The 23,369-nt window shown below is 69.0% G+C and carries 23 protein-coding genes and 1 pseudogene; 11 read left to right on the top strand and 13 right to left on the bottom strand.

Features of this window, described 5'->3' with window-relative positions; translation table 11 throughout:
* Positions 1-141 precede the first annotated feature (141 nt).
* Together phhA and IEQ11_RS00315 are read left to right on the top strand one after the other, a co-directional pair.
* Positions 142-1,035: a phenylalanine 4-monooxygenase gene (phhA, locus tag IEQ11_RS00320; RefSeq protein ID WP_046658592.1), complete on the top strand. Its 894-nt coding sequence runs from the start codon at positions 142-144 to the stop codon at positions 1,033-1,035.
* A gap of 173 nt (positions 1,036-1,208) precedes the next feature.
* On the top strand, positions 1,209-1,823 hold the full coding sequence (locus tag IEQ11_RS00315; RefSeq protein ID WP_051546975.1) for a DUF4291 domain-containing protein: 615 nt from the start codon (positions 1,209-1,211) through the stop codon (positions 1,821-1,823).
* Positions 1,824-2,055: 232 nt separating this feature from the next.
* On the opposite strand, the gene IEQ11_RS00310 is transcribed toward IEQ11_RS00315, so the two are convergent.
* From IEQ11_RS00310 to IEQ11_RS00295, 4 genes are all read right to left on the bottom strand, one after another.
* Positions 2,056-2,664, bottom strand: a complete 609-nt coding sequence (locus IEQ11_RS00310) for a DUF6622 family protein (protein ID WP_343226517.1) — start codon at positions 2,662-2,664, stop codon at positions 2,056-2,058.
* 163 nt (positions 2,665-2,827) lie between these two features.
* Positions 2,828-4,216: an FAD/NAD(P)-binding protein gene (locus tag IEQ11_RS00305; RefSeq protein WP_191823465.1), complete on the bottom strand. Its 1,389-nt coding sequence runs from the start codon at positions 4,214-4,216 to the stop codon at positions 2,828-2,830.
* A gap of 323 nt (positions 4,217-4,539) precedes the next feature.
* The gene (locus tag IEQ11_RS00300; RefSeq protein ID WP_191823466.1) at positions 4,540-5,919 is read right to left on the bottom strand and encodes an alpha/beta hydrolase family protein; all 1,380 of its coding nucleotides are present in this window, start codon (positions 5,917-5,919) and stop codon (positions 4,540-4,542) included.
* Between the two features lie 149 nt (positions 5,920-6,068).
* On the bottom strand, positions 6,069-6,815 hold the full coding sequence (locus tag IEQ11_RS00295) for a hypothetical protein (RefSeq protein ID WP_191823467.1): 747 nt from the start codon (positions 6,813-6,815) through the stop codon (positions 6,069-6,071).
* Between IEQ11_RS00295 and IEQ11_RS00290 the strand changes: the two are divergent.
* The 4 genes and pseudogenes from IEQ11_RS00290 to sigJ all read left to right on the top strand — a co-directional run bounded on the left by IEQ11_RS00290 (position 6,814) and on the right by sigJ (position 10,411).
* Positions 6,814-8,113, top strand: a pseudogene (locus IEQ11_RS00290) (sensor histidine kinase). The gene IEQ11_RS00295 and the pseudogene IEQ11_RS00290 sit on opposite strands and share 2 nt — an antisense overlap.
* On the top strand, positions 8,110-8,751 hold the full coding sequence (locus tag IEQ11_RS00285) for a response regulator transcription factor (protein ID WP_191823469.1): 642 nt from the start codon (positions 8,110-8,112) through the stop codon (positions 8,749-8,751). The pseudogene IEQ11_RS00290 and the gene IEQ11_RS00285 overlap by 4 nt, the downstream one beginning before the upstream one ends.
* A 138-nt stretch (positions 8,752-8,889) precedes the next feature.
* Positions 8,890-9,333, top strand: a complete 444-nt coding sequence (locus IEQ11_RS00280) for a carboxymuconolactone decarboxylase family protein (protein WP_191823470.1) — start codon at positions 8,890-8,892, stop codon at positions 9,331-9,333.
* A gap of 190 nt (positions 9,334-9,523) precedes the next feature.
* Complete coding sequence (gene sigJ, locus IEQ11_RS00275) at positions 9,524-10,411, top strand: RNA polymerase sigma factor SigJ (protein ID WP_036103399.1); 888 nt, start codon at positions 9,524-9,526, stop codon at positions 10,409-10,411.
* Positions 10,412-10,562: 151 nt separating this feature from the next.
* Here the strand turns inward: sigJ and IEQ11_RS00270 are convergent, their stop codons facing one another.
* The 6 genes from IEQ11_RS00270 to IEQ11_RS00245 form a co-directional block, all read right to left on the bottom strand.
* Positions 10,563-10,766, bottom strand: coding sequence for a hypothetical protein (locus tag IEQ11_RS00270; RefSeq protein ID WP_191823471.1), 204 nt, complete (start codon positions 10,764-10,766; stop codon positions 10,563-10,565).
* A 30-nt stretch (positions 10,767-10,796) separates the two neighbouring features.
* On the bottom strand, positions 10,797-11,495 hold the full coding sequence (locus tag IEQ11_RS00265) for a helix-turn-helix transcriptional regulator (RefSeq protein ID WP_191823472.1): 699 nt from the start codon (positions 11,493-11,495) through the stop codon (positions 10,797-10,799).
* A gap of 109 nt (positions 11,496-11,604) precedes the next feature.
* Complete coding sequence (locus IEQ11_RS00260; protein WP_191823473.1) at positions 11,605-12,849, bottom strand: NIPSNAP family protein; 1,245 nt, start codon at positions 12,847-12,849, stop codon at positions 11,605-11,607.
* 38 nt (positions 12,850-12,887) lie between these two features.
* Positions 12,888-13,487: a hypothetical protein gene (locus IEQ11_RS00255; RefSeq protein WP_191823474.1), complete on the bottom strand. Its 600-nt coding sequence runs from the start codon at positions 13,485-13,487 to the stop codon at positions 12,888-12,890.
* Positions 13,488-13,753: 266 nt separating this feature from the next.
* Positions 13,754-15,283, bottom strand: coding sequence for an ATP-binding protein (locus tag IEQ11_RS00250; protein ID WP_191823475.1), 1,530 nt, complete (start codon positions 15,281-15,283; stop codon positions 13,754-13,756).
* On the bottom strand, positions 15,280-15,945 hold the full coding sequence (locus IEQ11_RS00245) for a response regulator transcription factor (RefSeq protein WP_036103392.1): 666 nt from the start codon (positions 15,943-15,945) through the stop codon (positions 15,280-15,282). Before IEQ11_RS00245 ends, IEQ11_RS00250 begins: the two co-directional genes overlap by 4 nt.
* Before the next feature lie 298 nt (positions 15,946-16,243).
* On the opposite strand from IEQ11_RS00245, the gene IEQ11_RS00240 reads away from it, so the two are divergent.
* Positions 16,244-16,795 carry a GNAT family N-acetyltransferase gene (locus IEQ11_RS00240; protein ID WP_191823476.1) on the top strand — a complete coding sequence of 184 codons (552 nt, stop codon included), beginning with the start codon at positions 16,244-16,246 and terminating at the stop codon, positions 16,793-16,795.
* Between the two features lie 165 nt (positions 16,796-16,960).
* On the opposite strand, the gene dinB is transcribed toward IEQ11_RS00240, so the two are convergent.
* Complete coding sequence (gene dinB, locus IEQ11_RS00235) at positions 16,961-18,085, bottom strand: DNA polymerase IV (RefSeq protein ID WP_281439898.1); 1,125 nt, start codon at positions 18,083-18,085, stop codon at positions 16,961-16,963.
* A 186-nt stretch (positions 18,086-18,271) separates the two neighbouring features.
* Positions 18,272-18,769: a hypothetical protein gene (locus IEQ11_RS00230; RefSeq protein WP_157753708.1), complete on the bottom strand. Its 498-nt coding sequence runs from the start codon at positions 18,767-18,769 to the stop codon at positions 18,272-18,274.
* Positions 18,770-18,991: 222 nt separating this feature from the next.
* Between IEQ11_RS00230 and IEQ11_RS00225 the strand changes: the two genes are divergently transcribed.
* Both IEQ11_RS00225 and IEQ11_RS00220 read left to right on the top strand, forming a co-directional pair.
* Positions 18,992-19,168, top strand: a complete 177-nt coding sequence (locus tag IEQ11_RS00225; protein ID WP_191823478.1) for a hypothetical protein — start codon at positions 18,992-18,994, stop codon at positions 19,166-19,168.
* 5 nt (positions 19,169-19,173) lie between these two features.
* A complete protein-coding gene (locus tag IEQ11_RS00220; protein WP_036103382.1) occupies positions 19,174-19,719 on the top strand; it encodes a hypothetical protein in 546 nt (181 codons plus the stop codon).
* Positions 19,720-19,819: 100 nt separating this feature from the next.
* Here the strand turns inward: IEQ11_RS00220 and IEQ11_RS00215 are convergent, their stop codons facing one another.
* Positions 19,820-20,161, bottom strand: coding sequence for a hypothetical protein (locus IEQ11_RS00215; protein WP_191823479.1), 342 nt, complete (start codon positions 20,159-20,161; stop codon positions 19,820-19,822).
* A gap of 387 nt (positions 20,162-20,548) precedes the next feature.
* On the opposite strand from IEQ11_RS00215, the gene IEQ11_RS00210 reads away from it, so the two are divergent.
* Positions 20,549-21,604 carry a class 1 fructose-bisphosphatase gene (locus IEQ11_RS00210; RefSeq protein ID WP_191823480.1) on the top strand — a complete coding sequence of 352 codons (1,056 nt, stop codon included), beginning with the start codon at positions 20,549-20,551 and terminating at the stop codon, positions 21,602-21,604.
* Positions 21,605-21,871: 267 nt separating this feature from the next.
* Complete coding sequence (locus IEQ11_RS00205; RefSeq protein ID WP_198338941.1) at positions 21,872-23,335, top strand: sigma-54 dependent transcriptional regulator; 1,464 nt, start codon at positions 21,872-21,874, stop codon at positions 23,333-23,335.
* Positions 23,336-23,369 lie beyond the last annotated feature (34 nt).

Genomic DNA, 23,369 nt, shown 5'->3' with positions numbered 1-23,369 from the left:
CAGCGCCCTTTCGGATTATGACGCAACAATCTTGCGCCAGACCGGCCAGGACACGCAACAACGCAAGCTAATTGCGCCTGAGCGCGGTTAAAGTCGATAGACCCCGGCCTGTCACTGCCCGGGCCCAGGAGCGACACCGCCATGAACCCCGCCACCCCGCAACGCGTCGAACACCAACTCACCGACAAGGGCTATGTGCCGGTCTATACGACCGCCGTGGTCGAACAGCCGTGGGCGTCGTATTCGAGCGCGGACCATGCGGTGTGGGCGCAGCTGTTCGAGCGCCAGCAGCAGGTGCTGATCGGCCGCGCCAGCGACGAGTTCCTGACCGCGCAGCGCGCGATGCAGATGACGCCCGACCGCATTCCGAAGTTCGACGACCTCAACCGGGTGCTGCGCGCGCACACCGGCTGGGAGCTGATCGGCGTGGAAGGCCTGCTGCCCGAGCTGACCTTCTTCGATCACCTGGCCAACCGCCGTTTCCCGGTGACCTGGTGGATCCGCAAGCCCGAACAGATCGACTACCTCAGCGAACCGGACCTGTTCCACGACCTGTTCGGCCACGTGCCGCTGCTGATGAATCCGGTCTTCGCCGACTACATGGAAGCCTACGGCCGCGGCGGGGTGAAGGCGCACGCCATCGATCCCGAAGCGCTGGTGCACCTGACCCGGCTGTACTGGTACACGGTCGAATTCGGCCTGATCAAGCAGGCCGACGGGCTGCGCATCTACGGCAGCGGCATCGTCTCGTCCAAGAGCGAATCGATCCACAGCCTGGAATCGCCGGCACCGAACCGGATCGGTTTCGATCTCGAGCGGGTCATGCGCACCCGCTACCGCATCGACACCTTCCAGAAGACCTACTTCGTCATCGACAGCTTCGAACAGCTGATGCGCGCGACCGAGCCGGATTTCACCCCGATCTATCAGCGCCTGGCCACGCAGGATTCGATCCCGGCCGGCGACGTGCTGGCGACCGACAGCGTGTTCCAGCGCGGCAACGGCGAAGGCTGGCTGCAGGACGGCGACGTCTAGTCCCGTTTCCCTCTGTAGGAGCGGCGCAAGCCGCGACCGCGACATCGCAGCTACGACGTCGGCACCGATGTAGGGGCGATGTCGCGGTCGCGGCTTACGCCGCTCCTACATTCGGTTGATGCGCGCTAGACTTTCGCGCAATGAACGACGACAACCCGAGCAAGACCCCGCACATGGGTGCGGCCTCAACCCGCGGCGACACCGCGGCTCCCGATCAACAGATCCCCTACCAGCAGATCCGCGCCGTCCACGACGACACCACGATCCGCGTCTACCAGGCCTATTGCGACCAGATCGCCGACGCCGCGCTCGCCCACGGCCGCTTCGTCGCGCCGTTCTCGCGCTCGCGCATGACCTGGATCAAGCCCTCGTTCCTGTGGATGATGTACCGCGCCGGCTGGGGCTACAAAGACGACAACCAGCGCCGCATCCTCGCCATCGACCTCGACCGCGCCGGCTTCGAATGGGCGCTGGCCCACAGCTGCCCCTCGCATCCGGATCCGTCGATGAGCGCTTCGGAATGGAAGCGCTACAAGGAGGCCACGCCGGTGCGCATCCAATGGGACCCCGAACGCAGCCTGCGCCTGGGCGCGCTGCCGTACCGCGCGATCCAGATCGGCCTCAGCGGCGAGGCGGTGCCGCGGTATGCCGATCAATGGACTCGCCGGATCGAAGAGGTGACGCCGCTGGCGCATCGGATTCATGCGCTGGTCCAGGCCGATCGCCTGGACGAGGCCAAGGCGCTGCTGCCGGTGGAACGGCCGTATGCGGCGACGGTCGAGGTTTGATGGCGCGCTTGTGGGTCCGGTCGTGAGCGCTGCGGCGCTGTGAGCAAAGCGTGTCGGGGCCACGCCTGTTCACCGCGACATGCATCGCATTGCAGTCTTTGCGAAGCACGAACTGCGACGCTGACGTTTGCGTTGTTGCGCAATCGCGGGGGCTTGCGGCGGCGGCGTCGACTACGACGTGGTTCGTTCCGACATCGACGAAATCACATCGCCGGCCGGCGCCAGCCCGATCTCAAACCGCGCCGACCAGCAGATCCGTCTGCGGCGCACGCCGCAATCCCAGCACGAAGCGGATCGCCCAGCCGATGAAGAAGCCGGCGCTGAAGCCCGACACGTACAGATCCCAGCTCATCGCGCTGTCGCGCATCTGCGGATGGGTCGCCGCGAACACTTGCAAGGCGTAATGGCCGAAGAAGATCGCCAGATTGCGCAGCAACGGCAGCGCGCTGCCGGGCTGGCGCACCAACCGGTTGCGATGATCGAACTGCAGGCGCCCGGGCGACAGCGACCACGCCCCCAACGCCGCGCCGACCAGGGCGCCGAGCAGCCAATGCGCGGCGATCTGCAGCGATGCGCCGTTGTGCGCGGCCAATCCCGACAAGCCCCAGACGATGAAGATCGCCGGCACCGTCCACACCCGCGCCAGCGGCGTGGTGTGCGGACGCAGGCGCTTGGCGCCGAGCCAGACCAGGACGAAGAACAGGGCGAACACCCAGACCGGGGTTCCTTGCAGGATGGCGTTCATGGCGGGATCTCGGCGGCGGAGCGTGGCGGCGGTAGCGGCAAGTCCGCGTCCGGCGCGGATGCGGTGGACGAGGACTCGCTGCTGTATGTCGACCATGCTCGTTCGCGCGACGCCCGCGCCCCAGTCCCGGCGGTCACCGATTCGACCTGCCGGAAGTCACTCGCGGCCGGTGCGCGTGGGCGCCGGCCCGTACAAGGTCCGTGCGATACGACGCGATCGGCGCCTTATCGACCGATCGCGGCGCGCGCGAACCGCCGCATCAGGCGATCGCCGCGCGCTCCCGCGGCGCGGCGCGCACCGACGACGAGCTCGCCAGCAACTGCGTGGCCAGATCCCGCGCCGCCTTGCGCAGCTCGGGCACCGCGGTGATCTCCCACAGCTGCGCGCGCAGCAGCGGCCCGATCGCGAACAACCCGCGCACCGCGCCGCCCTTGGCGTCGAGGATTTCGAAACGATCGGAGGTCTTCAGGCCCAGGCCCAGCGGATCGGCCGCGACCAGACCCGATTCGCGCAAATGCGCGATCAAGGGATGGGTGCTGCGTTCGACATCGGTGTCCAGGCCGGTGGCGCGGATCAACAGGTCGTAGTGCTCGTTGCGCAGGGTGGTGCCGCCGCGTTCGCGGATCAGCGCCTCGACCGCGTCGTCGCCGCGGCGCGCGCGCAGCAGGCGGCCGGCGCGGATCCGCAACTGCCCGCTGTCTTGCAGCGCCTGCAACTCCTGCGCCAGTTGCGGCGCGATCCGATGTCGCGCCACCTCCCAGTACGAACGCAGATGGCGCAGAAAACTCGCGCGCTGCGGCGTGGGCATACCGTGCCAGAACGATTGCAGGTGCGGCCGCAGCGCGTCGATCAGGCTGCGCCAGTCGGCGACCACCGGCGACAAGGTGCGCAAGGCGCGCAGCAGTTCGCGCGGCGCGTGCGTCTCCAGCGCCTGCAACACCGCTGGCGGCAGCGCGATGGTTTCGGGCGGATACTCGCCGTGCGCGCGCGGCAACAGGCCGTGCCGCGACAGCGCGACGATCGGCCCGCGATGGCCGCGCCGTTGCAAGGTCACCACCACGTCGGCCATGGTCAGGCCGGTGCCGACGATCAGCAGCCGCGCATCCGGCGCGATCGCATCGATCGCCCCGTCCTGCCACGGCCAGCCGAGGTAACTGGGATGAATCGCCAGACGCGGGCCGACCCCGGGCAAGGGTTGCGGCGGCAGCGCGCCGACCGCGAGCACCACCCGGTCGCTGACGAAATCGCTGCCGTCGGCCAGATGCACGCGGAACCCGGCCGACGCGCGTTCCACCGCGATCGCTTCGTGGCGGATCTGACTGAAGCCCGCGGTGCTGCCGGCGACCGCGGTCTGCAATTGCGCGTGCAGGTATTCGCCGTACAACAGACGCGGCAGATAACTGCCGCGCGCGCGATCGGTCAGGTTGAGCCAATCGGCGAAACCGCCGGGCTGATCGGGCGTCGCGCCCAGATCGCTGGCGCGCACGTTGAGCAGATGCTCGGGCCGCGCTTCGCCGTAGGCGACGCCGCGACCATAACTGTCGGCCACGCCGACCAGACACAACTCGACGCCCGGCCCGGCTTGCCGCGCCAGTTCGCTGGCGAGCGCGCTGCCGCTGAAACCCGCTCCGACGATGGTGATCCGCATGACTGGGCTCCGCGACGCGATTGAGGAGTCACCGTTCTAGTGGATCGCGTGAGTGCATGCGTAAAGGCGGGGTTACCGCTTCGTAAAGCGGCGCTGACGAAGCGGAACTTCGTCATGACGAATCGGCATGATGGGTGACGTGAAACTGTAACGGGGGTTGGGGTTTATCCAATCGCCGCGAACAGTTCCCTCTCCCGCTTGCGGGAGAGGGTTAGGGTGAGGGGCGCCATCGGCGCGTCGTTGCGATCACGCTTCGTGCTTGCCCTCACCCCAGCCCTCTCCCGCAAGCGGGAGAGGGAGACAAGCGGTGTTGCTGATCGAAATTACTTCGGCCCCGCCAACTGCCTGGCCTGCCCATACGGCCAGCCCTTCAACGTCCCGTGCTTGATCCAATCCAGCTGCATGCGGATATACCCCTCCGCGATGCGGGTGTACTTACGCTCGCCCTTGGCGTCCTTTTCGAATTCCAGGATGCCGTGATCGGCCTGCGGGAACACCACCGAGGTGATCGGACGGCCGGCTTCGCCCAGCTCGGTCAGGCGCTTTTGCGTATCGGCCGACGGCGCTTCGACATCGTCGCCGCCGACGATCCACAGCTGCGGCGTCTTCAGGCTGCGCAGCACCGGCATCGGGTCGTAATCCCAGCTCACTTCGAAATCGAACTTGGCCAGTTCGGCCAGCGCTTCCTCGCGCGTGTGCGAGGCGATCAAGCCGCTGTACTCGCCCTTGAGCGCCTTCCACCACGGCTCGCCCTGGTACTTCTTGCGCAAGGCATCGAGTTGGTCGTATCCGCGCTTGCCGCTGGTCGAGGCGATCAAACCGGTGACGTCGCTGACCTCGCGCGCCTTGCGCAAGGTCTCCGCATCGCCGAAACCGGCCGCGCGCAGGTCCAGCGCGACCTGGTCGCGGTCCTCGGCCAGCACACCGTCGGTCAGGCCGAAGCCGACGAACACGAAGCTCGCCTGCGGCGTCTTGCTCGCCGCCAGCGGCGCGACCCAGCCGCCCTGGCTGCCGCCGTGGAAACCGATCCGGCCGATGCGCTTGCTACCCAGGCGTTGCGCCTCGCGCAGAGCCGAGGACGCGTCGTCGGCCAGGTCGTGGAAATTCTGCGAGTACTTGCCGGTGGAACCGCCGGTGCCGCGCTTGTCGTAGACGAACACGCCCACGCCTTCGGCCGGGAACATGTACTGCTGGAAGTACGAATCCACGCCGGAATAGTTTTCCGAACCATGCACCAGCACCACCACCGGCACCTTGCTCTTGCCCTGCGGCAGCACCAAGCGGCCGCGCAGGTTCACGCCCTTGCCTTCGAACTTGGTGTCGACGATGTCGAACTTGAGTTTCTTGCCGGCGTGGCCGTCGTAGCGGATGCCTTCGTCGCTGCAATCGCCGAACGACACCGCGACCGGGTCGGGCTGATCGGTCCAGCCGCGGGTGCCGACCCAGCGGCCGTTTTCCCAGCTCAGCTTGCCGACGCGGCCGTCGAACGCACGCCAGCGCAACTGCGTGGGCTTGTCCATCTGGGTGACCGCGACCACGCTGCCGTCGTCGAGCCGGTAGGCGCCGACGTGGCAACGCTGATCGGAAGCCGCGGCGGTAGTGGCGGCGGTCGCGGCGGGTTCGGCCGCATGCGCACTGAACAGGGCGCCGGCCAGCAGCGGCGCGGTCAGCCATTGGGCGGGACGAACGATGACTCGGTTCATATCGTGGGCCGTGACGGGAGGACTGCCTTTGTGATGCAAGCTTCGCCGCAACGGTTGCAACTTCGACACGGCCATCGGCACAACCGTCGCCACTGTCGCTTTCGCGCGGGATGTGCTTCGCCGGTGATGCCGCGCGGGTTGTACCGCGTTTACGCGGGCTCGGTCTTCGCGCGCGCCGGCGCCGGACGCGGCGCGGTTTTGTCGGACGCAGGCTTGGCGGTCGCCGCGCGGCCCCAGCGGCGATCGGCCCACAGCTTGGCGCCGATCGCGGTGACCAGCGGGCCGAACCACGCCAGGTAATGCAGCGCCGCGCCATCGACCATCGGCAACAAGCGCGGCAGGCCGATGCCAAGAAAAGCGATATGCACGGCGATGCCATTGCCGATCATCGCGGTGTAATGCTCGACCAACCACCAGCGCGGCCGCGCGGCGAGTTGCTCGCGCCGGCGCCGTTTGCGCAGCATGTCCGAGCCGGTATACAGGCCCACGACGGAGAAGCCGATCAACAGCGGCGCGCGGATGCTCGTGCCCAGCGCCAGCATCGCCGCGCCCGAGGCGATCGACAGCACCGCCAGCGCGGTGAACACCGCGCCGGTGTAGCGGTACACGTCGCGCTTGTCGACGATCGCGCGCCAACTGGCCCAGGTGCCGGTCGCGGTGATCACGGTCAGATAGCCCAGGAACGCGGCCGTGTTCGGATGGCCGCGATGCAGCGTGTACAGCGCCATCGGCACCGCGGTGATCACGATGCCGGTCATCGCCAGCAGGAACACCTGCCCCGCGCGGCGATGCAGCGTGCCGCCCTTGCGCGCCAGGCCGGCCGTCCAGAAGCCGATCAGCGCCGCCGCGCCGATCGCGATGTGCAGGTATTTAACGATTGCGTAAGCCGATTCCATGTCATCCATTCCCAACCCGGCGGACCGGGCCGGGGCAGGCTCATGCTCGGCCGGACGCGGCGCCGCGGCAGGTCCCGGCGGTCACCACCTGCACCTGCCGGAAGTCACTTTCGGCGCGCGAGCCATTGCCAGCGCGGTGGCCGCGCCGCAGCATGCCCGGCATGACCTCGCTGCTGCGCCAGACCCTGCTGCAACCCATGAACCTGCCGGCGGTGCTGACCTGGCTGGCGGTGGCGTTGTCGCTGCGCTTCAACGAGGACAAGGGTTCGCCGGTGCTGTGGACGGCGATGATCGTGTTCGCGATCTGCTTTCTCGCCCACGATGCGTTCAAGGCCCGCCATGCCCGCTGGCGGGCCTTGCTGTTCGCGCTGGAAACGGCCGGCGCCTTGACCGTGTGCCTGTTCGCCTCGCGCGGCGGCGCCGCGCCGGCGCTGCTGGTGATCCTGGTCGCGCAGCTGGCCATGGTGTATCCGCCGCGCGTGCTGATCGCGCTGGCGATCGCGATCAATCTGGCGCTGTATTTGATCCTGCTGAAAGCAGGCAGCCCCGCGCCGGTGGTGATCACCATCATTTTCGCCGGCTTCCAATCCTTCTCCGCGCTGATCGCGCATTACGCGCGCAGCGCCGAACAGGCGCGCGACCGCCTGGCCCTGGTCAACGCCGACCTGCTCGCGACCCGCGCCCTGCTGGCCGACAGCGCGCGCGACGCCGAGCGCCTGCGCATGGCGCGCGAGCTGCACGACGTGGCCGGGCATAAACTCACCGCGATGATGTTGAACCTGCGCGTGCTCGCCGCCGAAGACGATTTCGCGCAACGCCGCGAGGTGTTGCTCGCGCAGCAACTGGCCGGCGAACTGCTCGGCGACATCCGCGGCGTGGTCCAGGCGCTGCGCGACACCCGCGGGCTGGACCTGGCGACCGCGCTGCGCGCGCTGGCCGCGCCGATCCCCAAGCCGACACTGCAGCTGGAAATCGCCGACGACGTGCAAATCACCGACCCGGCGCTGGCCGAAACCCTGCTGCGGGTGGTGCAGGAAGCGCTGACCAACAGCGCGCGCCACGCCGAGGCCGAGCGGGTCACGGTGCGGATCGATCGCGATGCGACCGCGATGCATCTGCGGATCGAGGACGACGGCCGGGTGCGTGGCGCGCTGTGCGAAGGCAACGGCCTGTCGGGCCTGCGCGAACGCATCGCCGAAGCCGGCGGCCGCGCCGGCATCGAGGTCGGCCCGCGCGGCGGGCTGCACATCGATGCGAGCTTTCCCTTGACCGCCCGCACCGCCACGAGCCCCGCATGACGCCTTCCACGCCGATCCGCCTGGCCCTGGCCGATGATCAGATGCTGGTCCGCGCGGGCTTGCGCGCGCTGCTAGAACGCCTGGGCCTGACGATCGCGTTCGAGGCCGACGACGGCCAGGCGCTGCTCGATCAATTGGCCGACACACCGGTCGACGTGGTGCTCAGCGATATCCGCATGCCCGGCCTCGACGGCATCGAGGCGCTGGTCAAACTGCGCGAACGCGGCGACCGCACCCCGGTGCTGCTGCTGACCACCTTCGACGACAGCGACCTGCTGCTGCGCGCGACCGAAGCCGGCGCGCAGGGCTTTCTGCTCAAGGACGCCGCGCCCGAGGACCTGCGCGACGCGATCGCGCGGGTCGCCGCCGGCGAAACCCTGTTGCAGCCGGTCAGCACCGAGCCGGTGCGCGCGCGCTACCGCTACCATGCCGACGACGCGCCGCGCGCGCTGTTCACCGAACGCGAGGTGTCGGTGCTGCGGCTGATGGCCGGCGGCTATTCGAACAAGGAAATCGCCCGGGCGATGTTCCTGGCCGAGGGCACGGTGAAGAACTACGTGTCGGTGATCCTGGAAAAACTCGACACCCGCGATCGCACCCGCGCGGTGTTGAAGGCGATCACCTTGCGGGTGATCTGAGCGCTGGGCCGCCCGGCCTGGGGTGGGTGAGGGCGCGGAGCGGGTCGCCGCGAAATTTTTTCGCCGGGCATGTCACGGGCCGGCGGGGTGGATCGTCACTCAGGGTGTAGGCAATCCCAACCCCGAGAGGACATCACCATGAGCACCAATGAAGCGGTCAAGTACGAACGCGAAATCCCCGAGATCCTGACCCAGCTGGGCAAGGTCCACACCGCGATCCAGGGCGCGATCGAGGCCAACAGCCTGCCGCGCGCGATCTATCACCTGATCCAGCTGCGCGCCTCGCAGATCAACGGCTGCGCGTACTGCATCAAGATGCACCTGCGCGAGGCGCGCGCCGACGGCGAGAGCAACGACCGCCTGGACCGCCTGATCGTGTGGCGCCACGTCGAGGACTTCAGCGCCGCCGAACGCGCCGCCCTGGCCTGGGCCGAAGCGCTGACCACGATCGATGCGAGCGCCGATTACGGCGACTTGCGCGGCGAGCTGCGCGCGCATTACGACGACAAGCAGATCGGCACGATCACCTCGGTGGTGATGATGATCAACCTGTGGAACCGCCTGCAGGTCTCCAAGCACTGAGCACCGCCTTGCTCCCTCTCCCGCAAGCGGGAGAGGGCTGGGGTGAGGGCCGCAATCGCCGCGCAACTTCATCCCCGATCAAGCAAACAGCGATCCGCCCAACCCGTCGGACATCCACAACACCGACCACGCACTCAAACGCCCCACACCCCAACCCCTATCATTCCCCCGCTCCCCCACCGCACCGACCATGACCGCCTCCGACGACGCCCGCCTGTTCGCCCAATCCGCGCCGATGCTCACCGGCCTGGCCTATCGCATCCTCGGCTCGCGCGCCGACGCCGAGGACGCGGTGCAGGACACCTTCCTGAAGTGGCAGGCGGCCGATCGCGACACCATCGACAACCCCGGCGCCTGGCTGACCACCGCCTGCACCCGCCGCTGCATCGACCTGCTGCGCTCGGCGCACCGCACGCGCGTGGACTACGTCGGCTCGTGGCTGCCCGAACCGATCCACACCGAAGCCGCCGGCCAGCCCGAGCAGCAACTGTCGCTCGCGTCCTCGCTGTCGACCGCGTTCCTGCTGCTGCTCGAACGATTGACCCCGAAGGAGCGCGCGGCCTATCTGCTGCACGAGATCTTCGATCAGCCCTATCCGGACGTGGCGCGCATCCTCGATATCGAGGAAGCGGCCTGTCGCAAGCTGGTGCAACGCGCGCGCGGCCATGTCGAACAGGCCAAGGTCCGCCACGTCACCCCGGCCGAGCAGCAGGATCAATTGCTGGCCGCGTTCGAAACCGCGCTCAGCGAGGGCCGCACCGCGCCGCTGGCGGCGCTGCTGTCGGAACAGATCACCCTGCGCGCCGACGGCGGCGGCAAGGTCACCGCGCTGGCGCAGGCGCTGCACGGCCGCGACGCGGTGCTGGGTTTCATCGAGCAGGTGCTGCATCCGGCCTGCCGCGACGACCGCTGGACCTTTGTCGACCTCAACGGCTCGCGCGGGGTGATCCTGGAACGCGCCGGCAAGATCGAGGCGGCGGTGAGTTTCGGCTACGACGAGGACGATCGTTTGCGCGACATCTTCATCATGCGCAATCCCGACAAGCTGGCGCGGCTGGAGGCGGTGGCGATTCGGTGAGGGTGGGGGTTGGCGCTGAGGTCGTCCCCTCACACCGGATCGCGATGCATTTCAGTATCTATGCGACAGGTACATCAGTTTTGATTGAGGGTGGGTTGATTCGCTTGATCGATGCCACTTCGCGCGAAAAGCGAATCCCCCGCGCGGCTGGTTATTGCTGGACATCCAGCCGACGCAACGCGCCGCCCCCTTTTTCAAAGTGGGCTGATTGACGCGTGCCGATCGGGATTCGGCGCTTGCGACTCGACGGGTTGGCGGTCGCCGATCGCGGATGGCCTATGGCGATGGCGATGGCGATGGCGATAAAGGCGACCGCATCGATGGCTGGCTGGTAACGACATCGTGGATCGCACATCGCGGATCGTACCCCGCCGCATACCTCGACTTACCCAGCGTCCAACCCCTGCGCCCCGACCGAACGCAAATACCCGTGCAGGCCCCGTTCGCGGGTTTCGACGAAAGCCTCGCCGGTGGCGGCGTACTCGACGATGCGATCGGGCCGGAAGCTGCGGAAGTCTTCGCGCAGTCGGCACCATGCGCCCAGGGTCCAGCTGCCGCCCCAGAACGACAGGCACAGCGGTTCGATGTCGCGTTCGCTCGCGCGCGCTTCGCCGTCGCGGTACAGCAATCGCAGCACGCGCTGCTCCAGCACCGCGCCGTGCAGCGCATCGATCAGGCCGCTGGATTCGATCCGGTTGCCCAGCTGCGGCGCGAAGATCCGCGTGCGTTCGCTGCGCGCGCGCAGCTCCGCCGGCAGCACCGCTTCGATCTTGAGCAGGGCCGCGGTCGCGCCGCGGCCCAGGCGCTCGCCGCCGAAGGCGTGCACGAAACGGCTGCCGACCACCAGGGCTTCGAGCTCGTCGGGACTGAACATCAGCGGCGGGATGTCCGCGCCCTTGCGCAGCAGATAACCGACCCCGGCCTCGCCTTCGATCGGCACGCCGGAGCGTTGCAGGTCGGCGACGTCGCGGTAGATCGTGCGCAGCGAGACCTCCAGGGTCTGCGCCAATTGCTGGGCGGTGATCGCATGGCGGCGGCCGCGCAAGGCATGGATCAGCAGGAACAGTCGGTCGGCGCGGCGCATGCGGCATGATCCCGCGCCGCGCGCGCCGGCTCAAGCGCTGGCGCGCGCTCGTCCCAGTCCGTCCCGGCCCCGTTGCGGCGCGCAGAACGTCGCGATCCCCGCCACGCGCTCATCCGCGCAACTCCGAGCGCGCGGTCGGCGACAGACGCAGCCATTGCGGCGCCTGCTTGAGGTCGCCGAGCAAGGCGTCGGCCAGCAGCGCGCGCCAGCGCGGATCGGCCTGCACGCGCGCGATGCCATCGGCGCCTGCATGACCGGCGAACCACACCAGCACCGACTCGCCCTCGCGCACCGGCAGGCGCGCGAATCCGTTCGGCGAGGCATCGGTCACGTACACGCCGTGCAAGCGCGCGCCGTGTTCGCTCAGCAACGGCGCGAAACGCTGACGGAACAGGTCGGCGAACCCGTCCTGCGCCGGCGCATTCAAGGCGCAGATGCCGATCGTGACCACCGCATCGGGCAGCGCGCGGCTGCCGCGCGGTTCGCGCGCCCGCGCCGCGGCCGCGAACTCCGCGCCCGGCCACGCCGGCTTGAGCATCAGCACGTCGTCATTGTCGAGCAAGGTCGCATTGGCCGCATCGCGATGACGCTTCCAGGTCGGCCCGAAGTAGAACGCGCTCAGCGAGGCCGCGCGCAATGCCTGATTCGGAAACCCGCGCACCCAGGTGTAGCGATCCTCGTGGTCGAGATCGCGGAACTGGCCGATCACGTGCATGCCGACCGCTTCCTGCGATTCGATGAATTCGTTTTCGAACAACTCGATCAGGTCGTCGCGGCGGCCCGGCTGCATGCGGTACTGGCGCAGCTCGATCACCGCGTCCTCGTGCAGCAGGCGGCCGTGTTCGTCGCTGCGGCGCATCCACATATGCCAGTTGGTTTCCCAGCTGTTGCCGCCGTCGGCGGAGAATTCCTGATGCCAGTGCGCGGTGTTGGCGCTGATGTCGCTCCAGACGAAGCGGGCCATCACCGGACGCCCGTCGTGCTCCAGTTCGCCATTGAATACGCCACGCAGCGCGCCGTTGTCGCGTTCGAAACCGCCGCTGACCGGCGGTTCCAGCACGCCGTCGTGATTGCCGGCCCACCAGATGCTCCACTGTCGCTGTTCGATATTGAACAGACGCAAGGTCATGCCCTGGAAGGTGTCCTGCGCGCCGGGCCGGTTCCAGTCGCTGAGGAAGGCGTCGACGTTGCCCAGGCCGCCGAGCACCGGCTCGCAGGTCTGCTGCGCGGGAAAGATCTCCCAATCGTCCGAGCCCGCCAGGCGTTGGCTCAGGCGTTCGTTATGCACCTGCCAGCGGCCGTGCAGGAAGTCGAAATCGTGGCGGCCGTCGTGGCGCGCGCTGGTGTCGTTCATGGCGTCGGTCTCGTGGCGATGCGGTTGTGCGCGGCGTTTCATGCGATCCGGGTCATCCGCATGACCCAGTTGGTTTCCCAGCTGCGGCCGCCGTCGGGCGACAGCGCCTGTTCCCAGTGCACGCTATCGGTCTGGATCCGCGACCAGGTGGCGCGCGAGGGCAACATCGCGCCGTCGTGCGCTTCCAGCCCTTCGAACACGCCCACGCCGCCCTGGAAGCCGCCGGTCAGCGGAGCTTCGAGCACGCCGTCGCGGTCGCTGGCCCAATACACCAGCCATTGCCGGGTCTGCGGCCGGTACAGGCGCAGGGCGAAGCCTTCGATGCCGCCGTTCCAGTCGGTGCGGTAGCGATCGACGCTGCCCAGGCCGCCGAGCACCGGGCGGCATTCGTCGGTGGCGTCGAATTCGATCCAATCGTTGCTGCCGGCCAGGCGCTTGGCCAAGCGGCGGTTGTGGACCTGCCAGCGGCCGAAATAGAAATCGAAGTCGTGGGGGCCGTCGATGGCCGCGGTGTTCGCGTCAGCTGCTGATTGGCCGGCGGCGGCCGGGCTCGGCGCCGCGGCGTGCAGGCGCGAGGCCAGCGCGGCGATGGGCGCGCCGGCGCTCAGTTGCAGGATTGTTCGTCGTTGCCGGTCCATCGCGCGCTCCCCACTGTGCCGATCGCACGCAGGCATGGTGGGCGGGGGCTGCTGCCAGCTTGTTGTCAGTAGGGATGGGGCGGGGCGTGGAATCGCAATTGCGGGATAACGTCGCGATTGCGGCTAAAAGCAAATCCCCCCTGGCCCCCCTTTTTCAAAGGGGGGAACCGATAGGAAGGTTGCGCGATGTCGTGGCAGATCGCCGCAATGCGTTCCCCCCTTTGAAAAAGGGGGGTTAGGGGGGATTTGCTTTTGCAGTCAGATCGCTACGCCACCAAAGGCGCAGCCGGAAACCGCACACACACCTCAAACCCGCGCCCCGGCCCGCGCGGGTCCTCGGCGCCGCGCTCCAGTCCCAGCCCGCATTCGATCTTCGCGCCATGGGTCTGGGCGATCCGCGCCACCAGCGACAGACCGATGCCGCTGCCGCCCTCGGGGCTGCCGGGCGCGCGGTAGAAACGGTCGAAGATGCGCTCGCAATCCTCCGGCGCCACGCCGATGCCGTTGTCGGCCACGCGCAGCACCACGGTGCCGTCGGCTTCGGCGGTGCACGACACCGCGACCTGACCGTCGGCGCCGGCATGGCGCACCGCGTTGTCGATCAGATTGCGCAGCAGGATGCCGAGCTGATCGACATCGCCAAGCAATCGCGCCGGGCCGGCGCGCAGGCTGATGCGCTGGCGGCGTTCGCGCGCGAGGGTTTCGAAATCGCGGATCACCAGCACGATCAGGTCGGACAGATCCAGCGGCGCCAGCCGCACCGTCTCCGCGCCGGCGTCGAGCCGGGCCAGGTCCAGCAACTGCTCCGACAAGCGCGCGCTGCGCTGCACGCCGGCGTTGAGCCGCAGCAACGCGGCGTTCTTCTCTTCCAATGTGGTCGCGCGCAGCGCCAGTTCGGCATGGGTGCTGAGCACCGCCAGCGGCGTGCGCAACTCGTGCGCGGCGTCGGAGATGAAGCGGCGCTCGTGCTGGACCGCGGCGTCGACGCGTTCGAGCTGATCGTTGAACGCGTCGACCAGCGGCCGGAACTCGGCCGGCAGGGCCTGGGTCGGCAATGGGGTGAGGTCCAGCGGCGGCCGGCCCTTCAGCGTGTCGCGCAGCGCGGTGATCGGGCGCAGCGCCATGCCGATCACCTTCCACGTCGCCAATCCGAACAACACCAGGATCAGCGCCGCGGCGAACAGGCTGCCGATGATCCAGCCCTGCAGTTCCTGGATCGCCATGCGCTTGGTGCGGCCGACCTGCACGATCAGGCCGCGACGCGCATCGCTGAGCGTATACACCTGCCAGCGCTCGCCATCGATCATGCGCCGGGCGAAGCCGTCCTTGAACGCGGGGTTCAACGGCTGCAACGGCGCCGACGCGGAATACACCACGTTGCGGCCCTGCGCCCAGACCTGGAAGCTCATCTTCTGGTCCGCCCTCACCGGCACGATGGCGCGCTTGGGATCGCGCGAGGGCAGGCGTTCGAGGCCTTCGGGCATCGAGGCGAGCACCTGTTCGGCGATCTCGCGCAGCGAGTTGTCGAGCATCCCGGAATGCTCGCGGCTGAGTTGCCACACCTGGCAGGCCAACCATACGAACCACGCCAGCAGCACGGTCTTGATCAGCACCCAGGTCAGGGTCCAGCGCAGCGAACGGCCGCCGTCGAAGCGCACGTCGTGGCGCTCGTGCCAGGCGCGGTGGCGCGCTTCGAGTTCGCACCAGCGCGCGCGGCGGCTTTCCTCGTGCTCGCTGGCCGAGGGCGCGCCGGCGTCGTTCGTCGTCGGCGTGCCGCCGCCGCCGATCGCGCTCATGCCGACACTCCGCCGATCCGATAGCCGTAACCGTGCACGGTCACGATCAATTGCTCGCCGAGCTTGCGCCGCAGCTGATGCACGTACACCGCGATGGTGTTGCTCTCGATCGTGCCGGAGCTGCCGTACACCGATTCTTCCAGTTGCTCGCGCGTGACCACCCGGCCCTGGCGTTCGAGCAGCAGCATCAAGGTGCGGAATTCATGGCCGCTGAGCGCGACCGGCTCGCCGTCGCGGGTGACCAGCCGCCGCGCCGGATCGAGCACCACCGCGCCGCAGCTGAGCACCGGCGAAACCCGGCCCTGGCTGCGCCGCATCACCGCGCGCAGGCGCGCGCACAACTCGTCGAGCTGAAACGGTTTGACGATGTAGTCGTCGGCGCCGGCATCGAGCCCGGCGATGCGTTCGCTGAGTTTGTCGCGCGCGGTCACGATCAGCACCGGGGTGGCGTCGTAGCGGTTGCGCAGGGTCGCCAACACGCCCAGGCCGGAGCCGCCGGGCAGGCCGACATCGAGCACCACCGCGTCGAAGTTGTGATCGACCAGCGCGGTCTTGGCCAAGGGCGCATCGGCGACCCACTCCACGCACCAGCCGTCGTGGGTCAGTCCCGCGCGCACCGCTTCGGCCAGCATCGCGTCGTCTTCCACCAACAAAATGTTCATACCCAGTACTGCGTCACCTGGTCGCATCGTCGTTTGCACAATGCCCACGCACGATTAAAAACTTCTTAAAAGCCGGCGCGCACGATGTCCCGCATGCTCGCTCCGACGCCGTTGCCATGATCGCCGCCGACCGCGCCGCCGCCGCGCCGTCGCGCATTGGCGGGCTCTGGCCTGGCCACCGGTCCGCGGCGTCGATGCTACGCCTGTGGCCGGCATGCGGCCGTACCGGCGATCGATCCCGTCACGGCGCTTATGCGCCGTGGCGCAGCCCCTTCCTCCCCTGTCCCGGACCTCCGCGATGAATGCCCCGCTCGCCGTATCCGAAACCGCCGCCGTCCACCTCTTACCCGCCCCCGGGCTGGTGGTGCGTCCCGTCGTCCGCGCCGATGCGCCGATCCTGATCGCCCTGTGCGAAGAGCACGCCGGCAACCGCGCGCTCGAGCGCCGTCCCTACGGCCCGCCGCGCGCGCAGCCGCTGGAACTGCTGGAGGTGCTGTTCGAGCCGCCGTTCGGCGCCTGGGCCTGGATCGCCGAAATCGACGGCGCGGTGGTCGGCTACGCCAGCGCGACCGCCGGCTTCTCGATGCTCGAACGCGCCTACTGCCTGCATCTGGACGAGCCCTACCTGCGCGCGGCCGGCCGCGATCGCGGCGTGGAGACCGAACTGCTGCGCCATGCGCTCGACGCCGCCCAGCGCTTCGGCTGCCTCAACCTGCAATGCCAGTCGCCGGCCTGGAGCGAAGCCGCGCGCGAACTCGATGCGCCGCTGCGCGCGGTGCGGATCGAGGCGGTGCGGATCGAGGCGGTGCGGTATGTGATGCGGATGGAAAGCGACGTCGCCCAGGCTTGATCGGTCACGCAGGCCTACACGCCGCGCGTGCGGGTCACGCAATCTCCCTGTAGGAGCGGCGCGAGCCGCGACCGCGAAACCTCGCATGCGTCGTCGTCGAGAGGTCGCGGTCGCGGCTCGCGCCGCTCCTACAGTCGCTTTCGGCGGTATTCGCGGCGTGTCGGGTTACTGATCGTCGATGTCGTCTTCGCCATCGAACAGATCGGTCTGCAACATCGCCGCGTCCTCGTCTTCATCGACGAAACCCGACAGGCCCACGCCGACCAGCCGGTACAAGGTCTGCGCCGGCAGATCGACCCGCGCGCGCAGGGCGCTGGCGAGGTCGGCCAGCTCGGCTTCGCCGCTGGGCGGGTGCGGCGCGGTCAGGCTGCGGGTCAGGATGCGGAAGTCCGAGGTCTTGAGCTTGAGCACCACCGTGCGCGCGATCCGTCCCGGGTTGCGCTGCAGTTCGCGCTGGTAGCCGGCCCAGGTCTTGCCGGCCAGGCGGCGGATGTCGGTCTCGACCTCGCTCAGCGGCAGATCCCGTTCGAAGGTGTCTTCCGAGGAAATCTGCAGGGTCGGCCGCTCCGGTTCGACCGGATGCTCGTCGATGCCGTGCGCCAGTTCGTGCAGGCGCCGGCCCCAGCGGCCGAAGCGCTGCTCCAGCGCGAGCGCGCCGAGCGCGCGCAGGTCGGTGACGATGCTCACGCCCAGTTCGGCCAGCTTGGCCTCCATGACCTTGCCCACGCCGGGCAAACGCCCGACCGGCAGCGGCGCCAGGAACGCCTCGACCTGATGCGGCTTGACCACGAACAGGCCGTCGGGCTTGTTCCAGTCCGAGGCGATCTTGGCCACGAACTTGTTCGGCGCCACCCCGGCCGATGCGGTCAGCCGGGTTTCCTCGCGGATCGCGTCGCGGATCGCCTCGGCGGTCGCGGTCGCCGACGGCAATCCGGTCTTGGTCGTGGTGACGTCCAGATACGCTTCGTCCAGCGACAAGGGCTCGATCAGGTCGGTGTGGCGGGCGAAGATTTCGCGCACCTGGCGCGAGACCGCCTTGTAGCGCACGAAGTCCGGCGGCACGAACACCGCATGCGGACACAAACGCTCGGCGCGCACCGCCGGCATCGCCGAACGCACGCCGAACTTGCGCGCCTCGTAACTGGCCGCGCACACCACCGAGCGCGCGCCGCGCCAGGCCACCACCACCGGCTGGCCGCGCAGTTCCGGCGCATCGCGCTGCTCCACCGACGCGTAGAACGCGTCCATGTCGACATGCAGGATCTTGCGGCGGGGCGCGGACTCGGGCACACGATCGGCGAAAGCTCGGGTGCGTGCATGGTAGCGCCTGGCCGCGCGGCGGCCGTTGCCGGCGCGGGTGGATTCGCGCCGCGCGCGGTCCTGCGTGTCGCTCGCGTCGGGCGCCGACGCGCCCTCGCGCGGCAGGACGCCGCGCGCGGGTGCGTGGTCAAACGCCCGGTCGCGCGGGCACGAGCCTCAGCGCGGAATCGGATACGCGGTGTAAAGCACCCAGCGCCGGTTGATGAAGCGCATCACCACGCGCACCGTATTGGTCTGGATTTCGCGACCGGCGGTGCATACGCCGGCGGCGTTGGCGGCGGTGCACTGGTACGAGAAAAACTGGATCGGCAGATCGCGCGCGGCCTCGGCGTCGGGCTGCGGATTCTGCGCGCAGTACAGCGGCGGGTTCTGGGCGGCCAGGGTGTTGTAGGCCTCGTTCCAGTCCTGCGCGTCGCGGAACAGGGTGCGGTTGTATTGAGTGAAACCCTGCGGCGGGACCTGGCCGCGGATGTGGGCGTTGAGATGGCCGCCGTATTCGTTGTTCATCAGCGGCGAGGACGAAATCTGCACGGTGTTGATGTTGGTGCAGGCGACCTGCGCGAACGCCGGCGCGGCGCACAGGGCCAGCGGGACGGCGAGCGCGGCGAGGACGCGGCGGACGGTGGGGACGCGACGCGAGGCGGCGTGGATCATGGCGGACTCCAATGAGGTAATGGAAACACGAGGCGGGACCGGCCCGCGCTGCGAACCGGGTTGCCTGTACAAACGCTTCGCGAGCGGGTTCGTGAATCCGCGGCCGAGGCGCGCGCGCGGCGCGACGACCGCGCGCGCCGTACATCGCCGACGTGTTTGAACGCAGGCCCCGGTGTCGGCTGGATCGCGATATCGGGCCGGCGCCTCAAGCCGGAGGCTGCGATGGTCGCGATGGCCGAGGCGCGCAATGCATCCGTCGCGACTTCATCGCGATCGCGCCACCGTTGCCCGACCGATGCGGCGATTCATCGCCCACGCCATCGCAACCGGATCGAACCAGACATTCCCACGCCGCGCGAGGCCGCGCCCCTTCACGGCCACCCCGACCCCGCGTTCTGACTGGCATGACTTATCCCCCCAGCCCGCGGACCGACGCCGGCGATACCACCGCCCTCGCCCATCCCTACTTCGCCGGACTGCCGTCGCCGGATTCGGCCGATTTCGAATCGCTGTGCCGGTTCTGCGAAGACCACCGCATCACCGTGCTCGCCTCGCTGCCGTGGGTCGCCGCCGAGGTCGCCGCGCTCGGCGGGTTCGCCGCGATGCTGCGGCTGGTGCGCCGCCACGGCGGCCGCCGGCTGTACCTGCCGCGCGGGCGCACCGCGTGTTCGGTGCGCCTGGGCGTGGCCCTGGACGCGCCCACCCACCGGCGCCTGCTCGACCGCGCCAGCGCCGCCGGCACCATTGAGATCCCCTCGGCCTGGGGCGTGTTCGTCGGCCTGCGCCGGGTCGCGATCCGCGCCGCGGTGCGCGCCGGGCGCAGCCAGCGCGAGGTCGCCCAGAGCTTCGGCGTGACCGAACGCCACCTGCGCCGCGAAGCCGATTCGATCCAGCTGGCCGACCGCCCCGCCGCCGACCCGGACGACGCCACCTGCGGGCCGAAGAACTGAGCGCGGCCCGCCGCGCGCGTTCACGGCCGCGCGGCGATCGCGTTCCACCCGGCGCGCGTCCCCTCCGCATCCCCTTCAAGCACAGGCCCGCCGCCTGATGTCATGCACTGCTATCTTCGGGCCGGCGCAGATCCGATCGGCAGTGGAGACACACGTCGGTCTGATAGTTGGTGCATACCCTGTCGTCGGACGGGTCGGGGGCCACCCATTGGTGCGGCGTGTTGCCACAGGTCGGGCAGCGAAATTGATCGGCGCTGTTGAGTCGCCGAACCGAGCGCACGCTCAGCCCCACCAGAATGAAGATCGCGATGGCTACCGAAGCGACGACGACGATGGTCGACTGCGCGAGGCTGCCCAGCAGGGCGATGACAATCGCGATCCAGGCAAGCAGCGGACCGGAATCGGTGGGCGCCCTCAGCCGGTTGTACTCCGCCAGTTTCATGCGTCCAAGGTCCCGTGGGGCCTGTGCGGTTCGATGGCTGCAAGATAGCAGTGCAGAAGGCAACCGCCGCTATCGACACGTTTCGGTTCGCATGCCGGGCAGGCCAGGTCGTGATCGCAATCAGGATGCTCCGATCACAGCAGCATCCCGACAGCACGACCGGCGTTTTCGATGCGCCGTGCGCTCAGTCTGGGGCAGGCCCTAGCGGCCCCACCGCGAGCAGCACGCCGTCCAGGCCAAGCCAGAACGCGGCGGCCGCCCCGGCGCGCAACCGGCCCACCCGGCCTCGCTCGCACCCGCAAAAAACTGAACGCGTCGCGCGGCGGCCGCCCGGCCGGTCATCCGCATCGGCGACAATGGCGGCCCTCGCCGCCACCGCCCCGAGCCATGTCCGCCGTTCTCAATCCCAGCACCAGCCCCATCTCCCTGACCCGTTACCTGATCGAAGAACAGCGCGCCGGGCGCATCAACCCCGACCTGCGCCTGCTGATCGAAGTGGTCGCCCGCGCCTGCAAGACCATCTCGATCGCGGTCGGCAAAGGCGCGCTGGGCGGCGTGCTCGGCGAGGCCGGCACGCCCGGACAGGCCAGCATGAACATCCAGGGCGAGGCGCAGAAGAAGCTCGACGTGCTCAGCAACGAGATCCTGCTCGAAGCCAACGCCTGGGGCGGCCACCTCGCCGGCCTGGCCTCGGAGGAAATGGACACCTCGCACCCGATCCCCGACGTCTACCCGCGCGGCAACTACCTGCTGCTGTTCGATCCGCTCGACGGCTCCAGCAACATCGACGTCAACATCTCGGTCGGCACGATCTTCTCGGTGCTGCGCTGCCCCGACGGCGTCACCCAGGCCGCCGACAAGGACTTCCTGCAGCCCGGCAGCGAACAGGTCTGCGCCGGCTACACCACCTACGGCCCGAGCACGATGCTGGTGCTGACCATCGGCAACGGCACCCACTCGTTCACCCTGGACCGCGAAGTCGGCAGCTTCGTGATGACCACGCGCGGCATGCGGATCCCCGAGGACACCAAGGAATTCGCGGTCAACATGTCCAACCAGCGCCACTGGCAGCCGCCGATGCAGGCCTACGTGGGCGATCTGCTGGCCGGCAAGGAAGGTCCGCGCGGCAAGGACTTCAACATGCGCTGGGTGGCCTCGATGGTCGCCGACGTGCATCGCATCCTGACCCGCGGCGGCATCTTCAGCTATCCGCTCGACGCCAAGTGCGCGGCCCAGGGCGGCAAGCTGCGGCTGATGTACGAGGCCAACCCGATGGCGTTCCTGGTCGAACAGGCCGGCGGCGCGGCCAGCACCGGACGCCAGCGCATGCTCGAGGTCGAACCGACCGGCCTGCACATGCGCGTGCCGGTGTTCCTGGGCAGCAAGAGCGAGGTCGAAACCGCGGTGCGTTACCACCACGAGTACGACGCCGGGCAGGGCTGAGCCGGATCGCGCTTTCGTGGCGCGCGCTATCGGGCCGTCCCGGCGGGACCTCGATGTCTCGCGCGCGCCCAACCGGTTGACCCGCCACCGGCCGACTGAAGACGAAGCGCGCTGTTCGCGCGCGTACGGTGCGTCCCGGACCCGGGCGCGGTCGCTTAAACGCGCCGCGCCCGCCGCACCGGCCGCCGATGACCGGCTTTTGCCGCGCCCCGCGTTTGCCTAAGGACTTGCAGGTGCTGGCGCATTTGCGCCGGCGGGGAAGCTCCAATGTCCAACACCACTCGCGGCGACTTGGGGAGTCGTCGTACCAACAGCCGTCATGCCGCCGCCCGCTCGATCGCCTCGCGCGGCGACGGCGCGCGCGAGCTGATCTACCTCAGCCCCGGCGGGGCCGGCCGCATGCATGCGCTGGCGCCGCTGCAGACCCTGGGCTGGACCCTGCGCCGCGCCGCCGACGCGCGCACCGCCCTGCGCATGCTGCAGTCCCAGCCGCAGCTGCCGCACGCGGTGCTGATCGACCTGCGCGAGGGCTTCGACGCCCGCGATCTGGACGAACTCGGCCCGGCCCTGGCGACCCAGAACGCCGGCTGGATCGCCGGCATCGCCGCGGCCCAGCTCGACGACGAACACGCGCGCCGGCTGATCCGCGACTACTGCTACGACTACGTCACCCTGCCGTGCCCGGAAGCGGTGCTGCACACGGTGATCGGCCACGCCTACGGCATGGCCGCGCTGGCCTGCGGCCACGACGCCGACAGCATCGGCGCCGGCGGCGTCGACGGCATGATCGGCGAGAGCCAGCCCATCCGCAGCCTGTGCCGCGGCCTGCACAAGGCCGCCGCGACCGACGCGCCGGTGTTCATCGCCGGCGAAACCGGCACCGGCAAGGAACTGGCCGCGATGGCGGTCCACCGCCACTCGCACCGCCAGCGCCATCCCTTCGTCGCGATCAACTGCGGCTCGATCCCGCACAACCTGGTCCAGTCCGAACTGTTCGGCTACGAACGCGGCGCCTTCACCGGCGCGCAGCAGCGCAAGCTCGGCCGCATCGAGATGGCCAACGGCGGCACCTTGTTCCTCGACGAGATCGGCGACCTGCCGATGGACAGCCAGGCCTCGCTGCTGCGGTTCCTGCAGCAAGGTTCGATCGAGCGCCTGGGCGGCCACGAACAGATTCCGGTCGACGTGCGCATCGTCTCGGCCACCCACCACGACCTCGACGACGCCATCGCCGCCGGGCGCTTTCGCGCCGACCTGTTCCATCGCCTGTGCGTGCTGCGTCTGGAACAACCGCCGCTGCGCGAACGCGGCGGCGACATCGACCTGATCGCCGACCACGCCCTGCAGCGCTACGCCCAGGAAACCTCGCGCGGGATCAAGGGCTTCTCGCCGTGCGCGCGCCAGGCCCTGCACCGCCACCCGTGGCCGGGCAACGTGCGCGAACTGATCAACCGCGTGCGCCAGGCGGTGATCATGGCCGAAGGCCGCTACATCACCGCCGCCGACCTGCACATCGACGATGCCGGCGACGGCCTGCCGGTCACCCTGGAGGAAGCTCGCGACGCCGCCACCCGCGAAGCGATCGAACGCGCCCTGCACCGCAACCGCCGTCGCCTGGGCGAATCGGCGCGCGAACTGGGCGTGTCGCGGGTGACCTTGTACCGGCTGATGCAACGTCTGGGCATGCGCGGCAGCGAGGACGAAGCCGATGAGGAATCTCAGGCCGTGTGACGGCGATCACCCATAATTTCCGGACTAACCAAGA

Source organism: Lysobacter capsici, from assembly GCF_014779555.2.
In the GTDB taxonomy this organism is placed as follows: Bacteria; Pseudomonadota; Gammaproteobacteria; order Xanthomonadales; family Xanthomonadaceae; genus Lysobacter; species Lysobacter capsici.
This window is presented reverse-complemented; position numbering and strand designations above follow the sequence as displayed.

Bases quoted from the DNA above. Each gene is read 5' to 3' on its own strand.
- IEQ11_RS00210 (WP_191823480.1), top strand. From the start codon at position 20,549: ATGTCCGCCGTTCTCAATCCCAGCACCAGCCCCATCTCCCTGACCCGT.
- IEQ11_RS00315 (WP_051546975.1), top strand. From the start codon at position 1,209: ATGGGTGCGGCCTCAACCCGCGGCGACACCGCGGCTCCCGATCAACAG.
- IEQ11_RS00230 (WP_157753708.1), bottom strand. From the start codon at position 18,769: ATGATCCACGCCGCCTCGCGTCGCGTCCCCACCGTCCGCCGCGTCCTC.
- IEQ11_RS00270 (WP_191823471.1), bottom strand. From the start codon at position 10,766: ATGTGCGATCCACGATGTCGTTACCAGCCAGCCATCGATGCGGTCGCC.
- phhA (WP_046658592.1), top strand. From the start codon at position 142: ATGAACCCCGCCACCCCGCAACGCGTCGAACACCAACTCACCGACAAG.
- IEQ11_RS00220 (WP_036103382.1), top strand. From the start codon at position 19,174: ATGACTTATCCCCCCAGCCCGCGGACCGACGCCGGCGATACCACCGCC.
- IEQ11_RS00300 (WP_191823466.1), bottom strand. From the start codon at position 5,919: ATGAACCGAGTCATCGTTCGTCCCGCCCAATGGCTGACCGCGCCGCTG.
- IEQ11_RS00240 (WP_191823476.1), top strand. From the start codon at position 16,244: ATGAATGCCCCGCTCGCCGTATCCGAAACCGCCGCCGTCCACCTCTTA.
- IEQ11_RS00205 (WP_198338941.1), top strand. From the start codon at position 21,872: ATGTCCAACACCACTCGCGGCGACTTGGGGAGTCGTCGTACCAACAGC.
- IEQ11_RS00245 (WP_036103392.1), bottom strand. From the start codon at position 15,945: ATGAACATTTTGTTGGTGGAAGACGACGCGATGCTGGCCGAAGCGGTG.
- IEQ11_RS00285 (WP_191823469.1), top strand. From the start codon at position 8,110: ATGACGCCTTCCACGCCGATCCGCCTGGCCCTGGCCGATGATCAGATG.
- IEQ11_RS00255 (WP_191823474.1), bottom strand. From the start codon at position 13,487: ATGGACCGGCAACGACGAACAATCCTGCAACTGAGCGCCGGCGCGCCC.
- IEQ11_RS00215 (WP_191823479.1), bottom strand. From the start codon at position 20,161: ATGAAACTGGCGGAGTACAACCGGCTGAGGGCGCCCACCGATTCCGGT.
- IEQ11_RS00310 (WP_343226517.1), bottom strand. From the start codon at position 2,664: ATGGTCGACATACAGCAGCGAGTCCTCGTCCACCGCATCCGCGCCGGA.
- IEQ11_RS00280 (WP_191823470.1), top strand. From the start codon at position 8,890: ATGAGCACCAATGAAGCGGTCAAGTACGAACGCGAAATCCCCGAGATC.
- IEQ11_RS00295 (WP_191823467.1), bottom strand. From the start codon at position 6,815: ATGGAATCGGCTTACGCAATCGTTAAATACCTGCACATCGCGATCGGC.
- IEQ11_RS00225 (WP_191823478.1), top strand. From the start codon at position 18,992: ATGGTCGCGATGGCCGAGGCGCGCAATGCATCCGTCGCGACTTCATCG.
- IEQ11_RS00260 (WP_191823473.1), bottom strand. From the start codon at position 12,849: ATGAACGACACCAGCGCGCGCCACGACGGCCGCCACGATTTCGACTTC.
- IEQ11_RS00265 (WP_191823472.1), bottom strand. From the start codon at position 11,495: ATGCGCCGCGCCGACCGACTGTTCCTGCTGATCCATGCCTTGCGCGGC.
- sigJ (WP_036103399.1), top strand. From the start codon at position 9,524: ATGACCGCCTCCGACGACGCCCGCCTGTTCGCCCAATCCGCGCCGATG.
- IEQ11_RS00250 (WP_191823475.1), bottom strand. From the start codon at position 15,283: ATGAGCGCGATCGGCGGCGGCGGCACGCCGACGACGAACGACGCCGGC.
- IEQ11_RS00305 (WP_191823465.1), bottom strand. From the start codon at position 4,216: ATGCGGATCACCATCGTCGGAGCGGGTTTCAGCGGCAGCGCGCTCGCC.